Genomic DNA, 15153 nt, shown 5'->3' on the forward strand with positions numbered 1-15153 from the left:
CCGGTTTGTTGCGCCCGCTCGAAACCCTCGCCGCGACCGAGGCGCTCGGCGCCGAACTCGCCGCCTGGCTCGCGCCCAGCCGCGCCCTTCTCCTTGCCGGACCGCTCGGCGCCGGCAAGACAGCGCTTGCCCGCGCGGCTCTGCGCAGCCTGAGCGCCGATCCCTCGCTCGATGTGCCAAGCCCAAGCTACACCTTGGTGCAAAGCTATGACACCGCCCGCGGCCCGGTTCACCATTTCGATCTCTGGCGGATCGAGGGGCCGAGCGGGCTCGCCGAGCTAGGTCTCGAGGCGTGGCGCGCCGACATGCTGATCATCGAATGGCCCGACCGGCTCGGCCCGCTGGCGCCGGCTTTGGCGCTCACCGTGACCCTCACGGTGAACGGGCCGGAAAGTCGCATCGCCGAGATCGTCGCCCCACCCGGAGCCCCGTTTCTCTGATGCTCGACGTCACCGCATTTCTTGCCACCCATCATTTCGAGAGGGCGAGGATCGAGGCGCTTCCTGGTGATGCCGGGGTGCGCCGCTATTTTCGCCTCCATGGTGGGCCACGTCCGGCGTTGTTGCTGGTGGCGCCGCCGGAGCACGAGGATCTTGGCCGGTTTCTTCGCGTCGGGGAACTCCTCGCCGGCGCCGGGCTGAGTGTGCCCGCGATCATCGCCGCCGATCCGGGTTCTGGCCTCGCGCTGGTCGAGGATTTCGGCGATCATCTCTACGCCGCGACGCTCGATGCCGAAAACACGATTGCCTATTACGACGCCGCGACAGATGCCTTGGTGCGGCTGCAGGCGATTGCGCCTCCCGCCGATCTTCCGGCGTGGGATGCGGCGGCAATGGCGACGGCGGCAGCCGCGACGTTTCTCGATTGGTGGTGGCCGGCAGCATTCGGAACCCTCCCCGCTGGCGCGATCCGGGCCGAGTTCATGATGGCGCTCGCAGACCTCCTCGCCCCACTCGCGGCTGGGCCAAAGCGGCTGGTCCATCGCGATTATTTTGCCGGCAACCTCTTTTGGCTCGCCGCGCGCGAGGGTGTCCGGCGCGTCGGCATCATCGATTTTCAGGATGCAGCGCGCGGCCATCCCGCCTATGACCTCGTCTCCTTGATCGAAGACGCGCGACGCGATCTGCCCGCAGGGCTGGCCGAGCGGGAGACGGCGCGGTTGCTCGCCGCCAGCCCTGACCTCGAGCCGGTGCCGTTTCGCGCGGCCTTGGTCACGCTCGCGGCGCTCCGCCATGTCCGCGTCGCGGGGCTCTGGGTGCGTCTTGCGCGGCGCGACGCCAAACCCGGCTATCTCGTGCATGGCCCGCGCACCTGGGTGCGTCTTGCGGCGGCGCTCGCGCGGCCCGAGGCGGCGCCGCTCGCGGCGTTTTTTGGCCGCCACATCCCGCCTGAGAAGCGCGGCAACCCACCTCTGGCGGCGGCATGACCCCTTCCCTGCCCGCTTCCCCCCCGACATCCGCCATGCTGCTCGCCGCCGGGCTGGGCCTGCGGATGCGGCCTCTGACGGCGGAGACGGCCAAGCCGCTGCTCCCGCTCGCCGGGCGGGCGCTGCTTGATCACGCCCTCGATCGGCTGGCGGCAGCCGGGGTCACGCGGGTCGTCGTCAACGGCCATTGGCAGGCCGAACGCGTGCGCGCCCATCTCGCCGCGCGCCAAGGCGGCCCGGAGACGGTTTTCCGCGAGGAACCCGCGTTGCTCGATACCGGTGGCGGCGTCCGCGCGGCGCTGGCGGAGGGCTTGCTTGGGGAAAATGTCGCGGCGGGGGCGCCGTTTTTCGTCATCAATGGCGATGCCTTCTGGCTTGACGGGCCGCGCCCGGCGCTTTCCCGTCTCGCAGCGGCCTGGGCGGAGCAAGCGATCGACGTGCTGCTTTTATGCCATCGCGCCTGCCAGGTCATGGCGGACGTCGGAGCGGGGGATTTTTTGATCGATCCCTGGGGCGTGCCGCGCCGGCGCGGCCCGCGCGAAATCGCCCCTTATGTTTTCGCCGGCGTGCAGTTGGTTTCGCCGCGACTGTTTGCCGAGTGCGACGATCTGCCGGCAGCGTTCTCGATGAACCGGCTCTGGGACCGAGCCATCGCGGTTGGCCGCGCCCGCGCCTTGGTTCATGACGGGCTCTGGTTTCATCTTTCGACCCCAGACGACCTCGCCGCTGCTGAAATCGCCCTCCGCCGCCCGGCGATCGGTGCGACGCGATGAATCTTTTCACCCTCCCCGCCGATATCCCGTTTCTCGACGCGATCGCCGCCGCTTGGCTCGCTGACGCCGGCGGCACACCGGCCGCGGTCGCCGAAGGGCTGATCCTGCTCCCGACGCGCCGCGCCGCGCGTGCCCTGGCGGAGGCATTTTTGCGCCAGAGCGGCGGCCAGCCGCTGCTTTTGCCGCGAATCATCGCGTTCGGCGCGCTCGATGAAACGCCGCTCGCGCTCGCCGGCGCGCTCGATCTTCCGCCTTCGGTGCCGCCGATGCTGCGGCTGGCGCATCTCACGCGGCTCATTCTCGCGCTCGATGGCGCCTCCGGGGCGCCGCGCAGCGCCGAGCGGGCTTGGCCACTCGCGGTCGAACTCGCCGCCTTGATGGACGAAGCCGAACGCGAGGGCATCGATCTCGCGAGCGCCCTGCCGGGCGCGGCGCAGAGGCAGTTCGCACGCCATTGGCAACAGACGCTGACCTTTCTCGCCATCGTCACCCGCGCCTGGCCGCAATGGCTGGCGGAGAATACGGCGATGAACCCGGCGGCGCGCGAGGTCGCGCTGATCGCGGCGCAAGCCGAAGCCTGGCGCCGCGCGCCACCCAAAACCCGGGTCTGGGCGGCGGGCAGCACCGGCGGAATCCCGGCGGTGGCGCGGCTGCTCGGGGTTGTCGCGCGCCTGCCGCGTGGCCGCGTCGTGCTGCCGGGTTTCGACGCCGATGTCCCGGCCGAGGAGGGCGCAGCGTTCCCGCCCGAAACCCACCCGGCGGCGGCGATGCACCGCCTGCTCGCCGCCATCGGCGCGAGCCCGGGCGATGTCCGTCCCTGGGATGAGATGCTCCCTGCGGGACTCGCAGCCCGTGCGCCGGGGCGGGCGGCGATCCTGGCGCGCGCCTTGCTTCCCGCCGCTGGGCTCGATCGCTGGCGTAAGGGACGTGTTGCCGCGCTTCCCGGTGCAACCCGCCTCGAAGCCGCCGACGAGCATCAGGAGGCGCAGGCGATCGCGCTCATCCTGCGTGGCGCCCTGGAACGGCCAGGGGCGCGGGCGGCGCTGGTGACGCCGGATCGCGATCTCGCCGTTCGGGTCACGGCCGAACTCGCGCGCTATGGCGTCGTCGCCGATGACAGCGCCGGCGAAGCGCTGAGGGAAACCCCGCCTGCGGTGTTTCTCCGCCTGCTCGCCGCCGCTTGGGTGGAAGATCTCGCGCCGGTGCCGTTGCTTGCGCTCCTCAAGCATCCTTACACCGCCGCCGGCCTCACCCCTGAGGCAGCACGTGATCTCGCCCGCCGGCTCGAGCGCGCGGTATTGCGCGGGCCACGGCCGCCGGGCGGGATTGTCGGGCTGCGCCGCGTCCTCGCCGAGGTGGCGGAGCGCGAGGCGCTGGAGGATTTCGTGACGCGGATCGAGGTCGCGCTCGCGCCCTTGCTGCGGCTCGGGAGTGCGGTCGCATCGGTGCCGGCCGAGACTCTGCTCGCCGCCGTGATCGAGGCCGGCGAGGCGCTCGCCGCGACCGAGGGCGAAAGCGGTGCGGCACGGCTGTGGGCCTACGAGGAAGGGGTCGCGCTCGCCGAACTGCTTTCGGAGGCGCTGGCGGCGCTCACGGTTTTGCCACCACTTGCGGTCGCTTCTCTCCCTGGTCTGCTCGATGCTTTGCTCGCCGGCGCGGTGGTGCGCTCGCGCCGGGCCTTGCGTGGGCGCGACGGCGCCGAACATCCGCGCATCTTCATCTGGGGGCTTCTCGAAGCGCGATTGCAAAGCGCCGAGCTGATCGTGCTCGGCGGGCTCGCCGAGGGGGTGTGGCCGCCGGGCGTCGATCCTGGCCCCTGGCTCAGCCGACCGATGCGCGCCGCGATCGGCCTGCCGAGCCCGGAAGCGGCGATCGGCCAGAGCGCGCATGATTTCGTGATGGCGGCCTGCGCCGCGCCAGAGGTAGTGCTCTCCTGCCCGCGCCGGCGCGAACGCGCCCCGGTGGTGCCGGCGCGCTGGCTCACCCGGCTCGATGCCATGCTCGAAACCCCGCTCCCACGCCACCCGGCGGCGGAGTGGGTGGCAGCGATCGACCAGCCGGAGGGTAAGCCGCGCCCAGTCCCGCCGCCGGCGCCACGGCCGCCGGCCAATCTCCGCCCGCGCCGCCTGACTGTGACCGAGATCGAGACCCTGTTCGCCGACCCATACGCCATCTATGCGCGGCATATTCTCCGCCTGACCCCGCTCGCCCCGCTCGATCCGCCGATCGGGCGGGCGGATTTCGGTGTCATCGTGCATCGCGCCTTGCGCCGCTTTTGTGACCGGCTTCCAGCCCTTCCCAACGCCGCGGCGATGGCCGCAGCGCTCGATAACGAGTTCGAGACGGCGCTCCTCCAGACGGCGATCCGTCCTGCCCTCGCCGCGTGGTGGCGCCCGCGGCTTCGGCGCATCGCCGATTGGATCGCGGGGTGGGAAGCGGCGCGCGGCCACGCAAAGCATCGCGCCGCCGAGCGCGCCGGCGAATGGCTGCTGCCGGTCGCCGGCGGCTTCACCCTTGCCGGCCGCGCCGACCGGATCGAGCGGCACGAAGATGGCGGCATCGTCCTGATCGATTTCAAAACCGGCACCGTCCCTCGCGAGAGCGAGGTCGCGGAAGGCACGGCGCCCCAGCTTCCCTTGGAGGCGGCGATGGCAGAAGTCGGCGCGTTCGGCGACGAATTCTGCGCCCCGGCGGTCTCCCTCCTCTATCTCCACCTGACCGGTGGCGTAACGCCGGGAGCGGAACATGTTTTGTTCGCGGGCGATCACGCGACGCTCAGGCAGATCATCGCCGCGACCAAGACGCGACTGCTAACCGTTCTCGAGGCTTTCGCCGACGAAGCGACGCCGTATCAGGCCACCCCCTCGCCGCCGGGCCGGGCGTCCTGGCGCTCGGATTATGCGGCGCTGGCGCGGCAAAGCGAATGGCAGGTGGCCTCCGTCGAGGCTAGCGATGACGATGGCTGACCCGGCGGCTCGCGCTGACGCCAATCAGCGCCTGGCCTCCGACCCCATGGCCTCGGCGTTCGTCGATGCCTCTGCCGGCGCGGGCAAGACCAAGCTTCTGACCGATCGCATTTTGCGCCTGATGCTGGCCGGCACCGATCCCGGCAAAATCCTCTGCCTCACCTATACTCGCGCCGCTGCCGCCGAAATGGCGATGCGGCTCAATGCCGTGCTCGCGGCCTGGGTTCGTCTCGATGACGCAGCACTCGATGGCGCGCTGGCCGGGCTTGGCGTCGCCGCGACCCCGAAGACGCGGGTCGCAGCGCGGCGGCTTTTTGCGCGGGTCCTCGAACTCCCTGGCGGGATGCGGATCGCGACCATCCATGCCTTCTGCCAATCGGTTTTGCGGCGCTTTCCGCTCGAAGCCGGGCTTTCACCGCATTTCCGCCTGATCGAGGATGGCGACGCAGCGGCGGCGATGGCGGCCTCGCGCGAGGCGGCGCTCGCCGAGATCGCCGGGCGGGCGGCGGATGAGGCGGCGCTCGATCATCTCGCCGCCTTCATCGACGAAAACGGGTTTTCCGACCTGATCGCGCGCGTCAGCGCCGATGCCGGGCGTCTCGCGGCCTTTCACCGCCTCGGCCCGGCGGGGCAGGAGGCAGCGCTGCGCCGGGTTTTCGGCCTCACCGTCCGCGACGAGGCGGAACTCCTCGCCGGCGCCGTCCGTTTGCCCGACGAGAAGCGACTACGCCAGAGTTTACAAGGCATTGCCGCGCGTGGCTCGCCTTCTGTCCGGGAACGGGCGGCGAAAATGCTCGAATGGCTTTCACTTTCTCCCCCCGAACAGGCCGCGCAATGGTCGCTCTGGCGCAGTTTTTTTTGTAATGCCAATGGCTCGCAAACGGCGCCGAGCCGCCTCGTCAACGACAAGCTGCGTAATGCCGAACCCAGCCTTGCCGACGCCGTCGATGCCGCGCAGGCGCATGTGCTGGCAATCGAGGATCAACGCGCGGCGCTGGCGCAGGTGGCGGCGACCGCTGCCCTTGTCCGCCTCGCCGGCCCGGTCGCCGCGCATTATGCCGCCTTCAAGGAGGACGCGGGCTTTCTCGATTACGCCGATCTCATCGACCGCACCGCCGATCTGCTCGCCGCCGAGCGGGTCGGCTGGGTGCTTTACAAGCTCGATGGCGGGCTCGATCACCTGCTGATCGACGAGGCGCAGGATACCGCGCCGGCGCAATGGCGGATCGCGCAGGCCTTGAGCGGCGAATTCTTCGCCGGCGAGGGCGCGCGCGAAGAGCAGCGAACGGTGTTCGCGGTCGGCGATGCCAAACAGTCGATCTATTCCTTCCAAGGCGCTGATCCGGGCGCCCTCGGCCCCGCTCGCGACTCCTGGCGGGCGGCGGTACGGCGTGCCGGGGGAACCTGGCGCGAGGTGCCGCTCGATGTTTCGTTCCGCTCGACGGCGCCGATCTTGCAACTGGTCGATGCCGTGTTCGCCGAGGGCGAGGCGCGGTGCGGCGTGGTCGCGGCGGGGGCGACGCTCCGGCATTTCGCCGCGCGCGCCGGCGCCGCCGGGCGGGTCGAGCTCTGGCCGCTGCTCGGCTCTCCCGCGGAAGAGGGCGACGAGGCCGAGGCGAGACCGGCGCCGGAACGGCTGGCGGTGGCACTCGCCACCTGGATCGCTGTCCGGCTCGCGAAAGCAACCCCACTCCCCTCCCGCGCCCGGCCGCTGCGCGCTGGCGATATTCTGGTGCTGGTGCGCCGCCGCGACGGGTTTTCGGCGGCTTTGGTGCGGGCACTGAAAGCGCACGGGGTCAAAATCGCCGGGCTCGACCGTCTTTCGCTCACCGATCAGCCGGCAGTGGCTGATCTCTTGACCCTCTGCGACGTCTTGCTGTTGCCCGAAGACGAGCTGTCGCTCGCGGCGCTACTGGTGAGCCCGCTCGGCGGATTGAGCGATGAGAGTTTGATGGCGCTCGCGCTCGGGCGGCGCGACGGGCTGTGGCCGACCTTGCTCGCGCGTGCTGAGGAGCGGCCGGAATGGCGGGCGGCGGCGGATTTTATTAAGGCTTTGCGCGCCCGCGTCGATTTCACGACGCCCTATGCCCTGCTCGTCGAGGCGCTCGGGCGGCTCGGCGGGCGCGCGCGGCTCTATGCCCGGCTCGGTCCGGAAGCGGCGGAGCCGGTCGATGAATGCCTTGCTGCCGCCCGCAGCTATGCGGCGACCCATCCGCCCTCACTGCAGGGCTTCGTCCACTGGCTGCGCGGCGCCGGCGCCGAGGTCAAGCGGGCGCCCGAGGCGGCTGGGGACGCGGTACGGATCATGACCGTCCACGGCGCCAAGGGCTTGCAGGCACCGCTCGTCATCCTCCCCGACACCACGCGCTTGCCACCGGTGGAAAAATCTCCCTTGTTCTGGCGGCCAGACCCGCTCGGCGCAAGCGACGTGCCGCTCTGGAGCCCGCGCAAAGACATGCGGGCGGCCCTGTTCTCGGATGCCGTGCAACGTGAGAAACAATTTCAAAAAGAAGAAGATAACCGCTTGCTTTACGTTGCGCTGACGCGCGCCGAGGATTGGCTGGTGGTTTGCGGCTGGCAGGGAAAAAGGCCGGTGTCTGACGCAAGCTGGTACCGGCAGATCGCGCTGGGGATGGCGCGGCTGCCCGGCGCCGTGGAAGCTCCCTGCCCCGAACTCGGCGGCCCGGATGAGCAACGCATTCAGGTCATCGAGACCCGACAGACCGCGCCGGCCGCAGCCCCGGGGCCGGCCATGGCCGCGCCATCCTCGCCGCTGCCCGGCTTCGTTGGCCGCGCCCCGGACTGGCGGCCAGCGCCGCCGCCGCCCGAGCCCGCCCAGCCAGAGCCGCTGGCGCCGAGCCGGCCGGAGGGGGTAGAGGACGGGCCGCTTCCCGCCGCAGCCTCGCCGCTCACCATCTTCGCCGAGCGGGCGGCAGGCCGCGGCCGGGAGGCCGGCCTCGTGCGCGGCCGGTTGATCCATAGGCTGCTTCAGCACCTTCCCGATCTGCCGCCGGGGCGCCGAGAAGCGGCGGCGCGGGATTTTCTCTGCCACCCCGGCCACGGCCTTGATCCCGAAACCGCGCGCCGTCTCGCCAAAGAAACCCTGGCGGTGCTCGAACACCCGCGCCTTGCCCCACTTTTCGGCCCCGCTGGCCGCGCCGAAGTGCCGATCACCGGCTGGCTTGCAACCCCAGCCGGCGGGCGCGTGGTCGGCGGCCTCATCGATCGGCTGGCCGTACTCCCCGATCATGTACTCATCGCCGACTATAAGACCAACCGCGCGGTGCCAGCAGATACGGCAGCAACGCCGCGCCTCTATCTTCGTCAGATGGCCGCCTATCGCGCGATTCTGGCAACGATCTATCCCGGACGGGAGGTGGTTTGCGCCCTGGTCTGGACCGCTGCCTTGCGGGTCGATGTCTTACCCGGGGATCTTCTCGCGTCCCATGCTCCAGCCTGAGGCGGCCGCTTGATTGGCTGGCGGCCGCGCCCCATTCTGATAAAGGAAACCGTTAGGAGTCTCACGATGAGTGCACATACTAAAGCCGTCACCGATGCCAATTTCGCCGCCGAGGTGCTCAAGGCGCCGGGACCGGTTCTGGTCGATTTCTGGGCCGAATGGTGCGGCCCGTGCCGGATGGTCGCGCCGGCGCTCGAGGAGATTGGGCAGGAATATGCCGGGCGGCTGACCGTCGCTAAAGTCAATGTCGATGAAAACCCGATGACGCCGAACCAATATTCGGTGCGCGGCATCCCGACGATGATTCTGTTCAAGGACGGCAAGCCGGCGGCAACCCAGGTTGGCGCGCTGCCCAAATCACGGCTCAAGGCCTGGATCGACAGCGCGATTTAGTTTTTTTCCCGTTTTCTCGGAACGGCGACTTCCGCGTAAGGGCAGTGCCTGCGGCGCTGCCCAATGGGAGGGGTTTTTTTGGTTCTTTTTTTTAAAAAGAACCACTTCTCTCCTACTTAAGGGCCAACTCGCGCCGCCGCACGCAAGCGGGCAAGCGCGCGGGCGCGACCGATCAGTGGCAGCAGAGCCGCGAGTTCCGGGCCTTCCTCGGCGCCGGTGAGGGCGAGACGAAGCGGGTGAAAGAGCGCCCGTCCGCGCCGCCCGCTCGCATCCTTGAGCGCGTCCGTCCAGCGCCGCCAAATCGTCTCATCCCAGGGCTCAGGCGGCAATTGATCGGCAGCGAGCGCGAGAAACGCCGCGTCTTCGGGCAGCGCCGGCGTTTCGATCTCGCCACCGACCACCGCCCACCAATCCTCCGCCTCGCGCAGAAAATCGAGATTGCCGCGCACCGCTTGCCAGAACGGCGCCGTTGCCCCCGCAGGCAGGCGCGACGCGACATCCGCGAACGCCAGGCCATGCAATACACGGCGATTGAGCGCCAGCAACTGACGGAGATCGAACCGCGCGGCGGAGGCGGAAAAAGCGCCGAGATCGAAATGCGCGGCCAGCGTCGCAAGCGGCAAGGGCTCGGGATCGGCGGAACTGCCGAGCCGCGCGAGATAGGCGGCGAGCGCCATCGGCTCGATCCCGTCGCGGCGCAGCGTCCGGAGCGAAAGGCTTTGGAGACGTTTTGAGAGCTTGCCGCCGTCGCTATCGGTGAGCAGCGGCAGATGGGCGAAACCGAGCGCCGTCGGGTCGCCGCCAAGGGCGCCGAGCAGGTCGATCTGCACGCCGGTATTGGTGATGTGGTCCTCGCCGCGGATGATATGGGTGATGCCTTCGGCGAGATCGTCCACCACCGAGGTGAAGGTATAAAGCGGCGTCTCGTCGGCGCGGATGAGGACGGGATCGGACACCGCGCCGAGCTTCACCTGCCGCGCGCCGAGCACGAGATCGTTCCAGGCGATCGCGCCATCAGACAAACGGAAGCGCCAATAGGGCCGTTTGCCGCCGGCCTCGGCCGCCTCCCTTTGCGCTGGCGTGAGATGCAGCATGGCGCGATCATAGACCGGCGCAAGGCCGCGCTTGAGCCGTGCCTCACGCTTGGCGCGCAGCTCCTCCTCGCTCTCGAAACAGGGATAAAGCCGCCCCGAGGCGCGCAGCCGCTCGGCCGCCGCACGATAGCGATCGAGACGGTCGGACTGGCGGAAGGTCGCGTCCCAATCGAGGCCGAGCCAGCGCAGATCCTGCGTGATCGCCTCGGCGAATTCGGGGCGCGAGCGCTCGCGGTCGGTATCGTCGAGACGAAGCAGGAAATGCCCGCCATGGCGGCGCGCAAAGAGGAAATTGGCGAGCGCGATGCGGGCGTTGCCGACATGGAGATGCCCGGTCGGGCTCGGGGCGAAGCGGACGCGAACGGCGGCGCTCACGGCTCGTCCTCGTCGTCACCCTCGTCCCGGCGCGGGTCGAGCGCGCGCCAGTCGCGCGTCTCGGCCGAAGCGGGCTCGGCGGCGAAATCGGCGCATTCGCTTTCGCTGCGCCAGCCCCCCTCCCCTGCCGCGATAATTTCGGCATCCTCGCCGAAAGCACGCCAGGCGGCGAGGATATCGCCCGGGGCCCCACCCACCGCCTCACGGCAGCGCTCGATACTGTCGCGGACATAGGCGCGGGCGAAGGCGTTGGCGTGCATCAGCGTTGGAAAGCCGCCAATTTCCTCGACGATACCATCCTCGGCGCCGCCGGAGTGATCGCGAATGCGCACACGCCAGCCACCCGGGGGCGCGAAGAGATCGGCGAAATCACTCATCGCACGAGGCCGGTGAAGCCGTTGGTGATTGGATAGCGGCGGTCGCGCCCGAAAGCACGCGGCGTGATTTTCACCCCCGGCGGCGCCTGCCGGCGCTTATATTCGGCGCGATCGAGCATTTTCCAGACCCGCAGCACGGTCTCGCGCGGCAGCCCCTCCGCGACCAGCGCCTCGACGGAGGCTTCCCCCTCGACGAGGCCAGCGAGAATGCGGTCGAGCAAGTCATAAGGCGGCAGACTGTCCTGATCGGTCTGGTTCGGCTTGAGTTCGGCCGAGGGCGGTTTTTCGATTACCCGCGTTGGCATCACCACGCCCGCCGGGCCACGCGCGCCCTCCGGCCGATGGTCGTTGCGCCAGCGCGAGAGTGCGAAGACGGTGGTTTTATAGACATCCTTGAGCACCGAATAGCCGCCGCACATATCGCCGTACAACGTCGCATAACCCACTGACATTTCACTTTTATTGCCGGTGGTGAGCAGCATCTGGCCGAATTTGTTGGAGAGCGCCATCAAAATCAGCCCGCGGGCGCGGGACTGGATGTTCTCCTCCGTGGTATCGGCCGCATGTCCGGCGAAGGCGGGCGCCAAAGCCTGCTCGAAGGCCGCCATCGCCGGGGTGATCGGAATGGTCTCGCAGGCAATGCCGAGCAGACGCGCAACCTCGGCGGCGTCTTCGAGGCTTTCGCGGCTGGTATAGGGGCTCGGCAGCATCACCGCGCGCACCCGCTCGGCCCCCAGCGCATCGACGGCGACGGCGGCCGAAAGCGCGCTGTCGATCCCGCCCGAGAGGCCGAGGATGACACCGGGAAAGCCGTTTTTACCGACGTAATCGGCAAGCCCCAGCATCATGCCGTGATAGGTCTGGGCAAGTACCGAGGGCTCGGGCGCGAGCGGGCCGGGCTCGCACACCAGGCCGTTCTCGCCCCGCCGCCAGGTGGTGAGCGTCACCGCTTCGCGAAACCAGGGCAATTGATGGGCCAGGGTGCGATCGGCGTTGAGCACGAAGGAAGCGCCCTCGAACACCAATTCGTCTTGGCCGCCCACTTGCGCGCAGAAAACGAAGGGCAGCCCGGTTTCGACAACGCGCGAAACCGCGAGCGCGACGCGCTGATCCTGTTTGCCAACCTCGAACGGTGAGGCGTTGAGCGAGAGCAGCATTTCCGCGCCACTTTCGGCCAACGTCTCGGGAACGGCGGGCAGCCACCAATCCTCGCACACCAGAACGCCGAGACGAAAGCCGCGAAAGGCGATCGGACCGGGCGCGGGGCCGGCATCGAACAGACGTTTTTCGTCGAAGACGCCGTAATTGGGCAATTCGTGCTTGGCGCGGCGGGCGAGGATTTTTCCCTCGCCGAGCAGAAAAGCGGCGTTATAGAGTTTTTCCCCCTCCCGCCACGGCCCGCCGAGGAGAAGAGCCGGCCCACCATCGGCGGTCTCGGCGGCCAGCGCTGCGATCCGCTCGGCGCAGGCGGCGACGAAGGCGGGCTTGCGCACGAGATCCTCGGGCGGATAGCCGCAGATCGAGAATTCCGGCGCGACCACGAGATCGGCGCCGAGGCGCGCGCCTTCTTCGCGGGCGGCGCGGAGTTTTTGCGCGATCTCATCCAATGCCCCGAGCCGCGGGTTGAGTTGGGCGAGCGCGATTTTGAGCGTCTCCGGCATGCGAGCGCCTCAGCCCGGCTCGCCGGTAGCCTTGCGGCGAAGGAGGAATTCGCGCCCGAGCTTCACCCGGGGAATACCGTTATATTCAATGACATCGGCGGTGGCGTAGGTTTCGCTCCAGGCATCGGGAATGAAACTCCCGGTACCGACGAGATCAATGGGAGCTTTCGCATCGGCCATGACGCGGCATTTCTCGACCGTGAAACCCGATGAGACGATGATCCGTACGCGCCGAAATCCCGCCTCATCCAGCGCTTCGCGCATCCGCCAGATCGCCGCCGCAGAAACCCCGGTGCCGATCAGCGAGCGAAGTTCGGCATCGCTGCGATAGCGGCGAATGGCGCCGGGGGCGTGACGTTCGAGCACCGCATAGCTCTCGCCGGGATCGAGCCCCTCGATAAAGCGCCCGCCATGGGTATCGAGCCGCACGGCGAGCGCGCCGCTGGCCGCGAGATCGGCGAAATGATGGCAGATTTCGAGCGCGTCGGTGATCTCGCGGCCGAAATAATCGACGAGCACAGTGAGGTTTTCGTCGGGGTATGTCGCGCGGAACATCTCGGCGGCGCGCAACGTCGAGCCGGCATACCCAATCAATGCATGCGGCATGGTGCCAAGCCCGCGCGCATTGCCGAACCAATGCGCCGTCGCGTCATTGGCGTTGCCGATGAAGCCGCGCGCCCCCTCGCGCTTGGCCGCCTCGCTGCCGATGGCGGCGGCGTAGGCCATCATCTCCTGCATCTCGGCGCCTGCGCAATGCCGCGCTTCCATGGCGAGAAAGCCGATTTCCGGGAGTGCCAGGCTCATCTGATACGCATTATGCGCGGCGACACAGGGCGGGCCGAGTTTCTGGAGAAATAGGGTTTCGAGATCGGCGAGCTGGATCAAGCTGCCGCTGAGATAGGCGATCGGCTCGCCGGCGCCGACCCAGGTGCCCTCCGGGTGCAGCAACTCGATCTCAAAGCGCGTGGCGCGCGCGCGCTCAACCGCATGCAGCCAGTCGATCATCAGGCGCGGCGCCGAAATCACCGGGCGGCGGAGAAAGAGCGCGTAGGTCACGCGGGCATCGCCGAAGCGCATCGCGATCTCGCGGGTGCGGTTGAAATAGCTGTCGGTGCGGGCCGCGATGTCGCGCTCGAGCGCCGCGCCCGGAGCGGTTTCGCTCATTGCGCAGCGACCGCCGGGGCGGGGTCGAGGCCAGCGCGGCGCGCCTGCAGCTCGGCGGCGAGCAGGAAAGCGAGTTCGAGCGACTGGCCGGCATTGAGCCTCGGGTCGCAAAAGGTTTCGTAGCGGACGCCGAGATCAGCCTCGGTGAGCTGATGCGCGCCGCCCACACATTCGGTGACGTTCTGGCCGGTCATTTCCACATGCACCCCTCCCGGATGCGTGCCCTCCGCCTGGTGGACGTCGAAGAAGCCACGCACCTCGGCGAGAATCGCATCGAAGCTGCGGGTCTTGACGCGGCTCGCGGTGGTGATGGTGTTGCCGTGCATCGGATCGCAAACCCAGAGCACCGGCATGCCGGCGCTTTTCACCGCGCGCACCAGCGGCGGCAATTTCGCCGCAATTTTTTCCGCCCCCATGCGGGTAATCAGGGTAAGGCGGCCGGGACTTGCCTCGGGATTGAGGATTTCGATCAGCCGCACCAGTTCGTCCGGCGCCATCGACGGGCCGACCTTGAGGCCGATCGGGTTTTTCACCCCGCGCAGGAACTCGACATGGGCGCCGTCGGGCTGGCGGGTGCGGTCGCCGATCCAGAGGAAATGCGCCGAACAGGCGTACCAATCCCCGGTCGTCGAATCGACCCGGGTCAGCGCCTGTTCGTAAGGAAGGAGCAGGGCCTCGTGGCTGGTGTAGAAATCGGTCTCGCGGATCTGCGGCGTGGTCGCGCTGGTCATGCCGCAGGCGGCCATGAAGCCGAGGGTCTCGTCGATCCGCGCGGCAAGGTCGCGATAGCGCGCGGCAAGTGGCGAGCGCTCGACGAAGTCGAGATTCCAGCGATGCACCTGATGCAGATCGGCATAGCCGCCGGAGGCGAAGGCGCGCAGCAGATTGAGCGTGCCGGCGGACTGAAAATAGCCGGCTTCCATCCGCGCGGGATCGGGAATCCGCGCCTCCTGGGTGAATTCCGCGCCATTGATGTTGTCGCCGCGATAGCTCGGCAGCGTCACGCCGTCTTGGGTTTCGGTGTCGGAACTGCGCGGCTTGGCGTATTGCCCGGCCATGCGACCGAGTTTTACCACCGGCACGCGGGCGCCGAAGGTCAGCACCACCGCCATTTGCAGAAGGATGCGGAACGTGTCGCGGATGACGTTGGCGGTGAAATCGGCGAAGCTTTCGGCGCAATCGCCGCCTTGCAGCACGAAGGCCCGCCCGCCGGCCGCCTCGCCGAGGGCGGCGCGCAGTCGCCGCGCCTCGCCCGCGAACACCAGCGGCGGATAGCGCGTGAGCCGCTGCTCGACAGCGGCGAGCCTAGTCGCGTCGGGATAGATCGGCGTCTGCCAGATCGGCCGCGCCCGCCAGCTCTCGGGCGTCCAGCGGGAAGCAGGAGACAGCGGGGAATTTTCAGCCATCATCCACCCAAATCACGAAATGCCATCGCCCGAAGGCGTAAAGCCTTTCCGCCGCCGC

General features: G+C 68.7%; 11 protein-coding genes. 6 read left to right on the forward strand and 5 right to left on the reverse strand.

What is annotated here, in order from left to right; translation table 11 throughout:
* Positions 1-5: 5 nt before the first annotated feature.
* The 6 genes from tsaE to trxA all read left to right on the forward strand — a co-directional run bounded on the left by tsaE (position 6) and on the right by trxA (position 9018).
* Positions 6-440: a tRNA (adenosine(37)-N6)-threonylcarbamoyltransferase complex ATPase subunit type 1 TsaE gene (gene tsaE / locus ACP5M5_RS01645; RefSeq protein ID WP_427935095.1), complete on the forward strand. Its 435-nt coding sequence runs from the start codon at positions 6-8 to the stop codon at positions 438-440.
* A complete protein-coding gene (locus ACP5M5_RS01650; RefSeq protein WP_427935096.1) occupies positions 440-1426 on the forward strand; it encodes an aminoglycoside phosphotransferase family protein in 987 nt (328 codons plus the stop codon). The genes tsaE and ACP5M5_RS01650 overlap by 1 nt, the downstream gene beginning before the upstream one ends.
* Entirely contained in the window at positions 1423-2199 is a 777-nt protein-coding gene (locus ACP5M5_RS01655) for a nucleotidyltransferase family protein (RefSeq protein WP_427935097.1), read from the forward strand. Before ACP5M5_RS01650 ends, ACP5M5_RS01655 begins: the two co-directional genes overlap by 4 nt.
* Entirely contained in the window at positions 2196-5165 is a 2970-nt protein-coding gene (gene addB, locus ACP5M5_RS01660) for a double-strand break repair protein AddB (RefSeq protein WP_427935098.1), read from the forward strand. The genes ACP5M5_RS01655 and addB overlap by 4 nt, the downstream gene beginning before the upstream one ends.
* Entirely contained in the window at positions 5158-8625 is a 3468-nt protein-coding gene (gene addA, locus ACP5M5_RS01665) for a double-strand break repair helicase AddA (RefSeq protein ID WP_427935099.1), read from the forward strand. The genes addB and addA overlap by 8 nt, the downstream gene beginning before the upstream one ends.
* A gap of 66 nt (positions 8626-8691) precedes the next feature.
* Positions 8692-9018, forward strand: coding sequence for a thioredoxin TrxA (trxA, locus tag ACP5M5_RS01670; protein ID WP_114912178.1), 327 nt, complete (start codon positions 8692-8694; stop codon positions 9016-9018).
* A gap of 116 nt (positions 9019-9134) precedes the next feature.
* Here the strand turns inward: trxA and gltX are convergent, their stop codons facing one another.
* Genes gltX through ACP5M5_RS01695 form a run of 5 tightly spaced genes read right to left on the reverse strand, consistent with a single transcriptional unit; the run spans position 9135 to position 15095 of the window.
* Complete coding sequence (gene gltX, locus ACP5M5_RS01675; RefSeq protein ID WP_427935100.1) at positions 9135-10487, reverse strand: glutamate--tRNA ligase; 1353 nt, start codon at positions 10485-10487, stop codon at positions 9135-9137.
* Positions 10484-10864, reverse strand: a complete 381-nt coding sequence (locus ACP5M5_RS01680) for a hypothetical protein (RefSeq protein ID WP_427935101.1) — start codon at positions 10862-10864, stop codon at positions 10484-10486. Before ACP5M5_RS01680 ends, gltX begins: the two co-directional genes overlap by 4 nt.
* Entirely contained in the window at positions 10861-12525 is a 1665-nt protein-coding gene (locus ACP5M5_RS01685; protein WP_427935102.1) for an NAD+ synthase, read from the reverse strand. The genes ACP5M5_RS01680 and ACP5M5_RS01685 overlap by 4 nt, the downstream gene beginning before the upstream one ends.
* A 9-nt stretch (positions 12526-12534) precedes the next feature.
* A complete protein-coding gene (locus ACP5M5_RS01690; protein ID WP_427935103.1) occupies positions 12535-13689 on the reverse strand; it encodes a nicotinate phosphoribosyltransferase in 1155 nt (384 codons plus the stop codon).
* Positions 13686-15095, reverse strand: a complete 1410-nt coding sequence (locus ACP5M5_RS01695) for a class II 3-deoxy-7-phosphoheptulonate synthase (RefSeq protein ID WP_427935104.1) — start codon at positions 15093-15095, stop codon at positions 13686-13688. Before ACP5M5_RS01695 ends, ACP5M5_RS01690 begins: the two co-directional genes overlap by 4 nt.
* Between the last annotated feature and the right edge of the window lie 58 nt (positions 15096-15153).

The sequence above is a fragment of the Acidibrevibacterium sp. genome, from assembly GCF_049965395.1.
GTDB lineage: Bacteria > Pseudomonadota > Alphaproteobacteria > Acetobacterales > Acetobacteraceae > Acidibrevibacterium > Acidibrevibacterium fodinaquatile.

Coding starts and splice junctions, on each gene's coding strand:
- ACP5M5_RS01690 (WP_427935103.1), bottom strand. CDS start 13,689: ATGAGCGAAACCGCTCCGGGCGCGGCGCTCGAGCGCGACATCGCGGCC.
- ACP5M5_RS01650 (WP_427935096.1), top strand. CDS start 440: ATGCTCGACGTCACCGCATTTCTTGCCACCCATCATTTCGAGAGGGCG.
- addB (WP_427935098.1), top strand. CDS start 2,196: ATGAATCTTTTCACCCTCCCCGCCGATATCCCGTTTCTCGACGCGATC.
- ACP5M5_RS01680 (WP_427935101.1), bottom strand. CDS start 10,864: ATGAGTGATTTCGCCGATCTCTTCGCGCCCCCGGGTGGCTGGCGTGTG.
- trxA (WP_114912178.1), top strand. CDS start 8,692: ATGAGTGCACATACTAAAGCCGTCACCGATGCCAATTTCGCCGCCGAG.
- ACP5M5_RS01655 (WP_427935097.1), top strand. CDS start 1,423: ATGACCCCTTCCCTGCCCGCTTCCCCCCCGACATCCGCCATGCTGCTC.
- addA (WP_427935099.1), top strand. CDS start 5,158: ATGGCTGACCCGGCGGCTCGCGCTGACGCCAATCAGCGCCTGGCCTCC.
- ACP5M5_RS01695 (WP_427935104.1), bottom strand. CDS start 15,095: ATGGCTGAAAATTCCCCGCTGTCTCCTGCTTCCCGCTGGACGCCCGAG.
- ACP5M5_RS01685 (WP_427935102.1), bottom strand. CDS start 12,525: ATGCCGGAGACGCTCAAAATCGCGCTCGCCCAACTCAACCCGCGGCTC.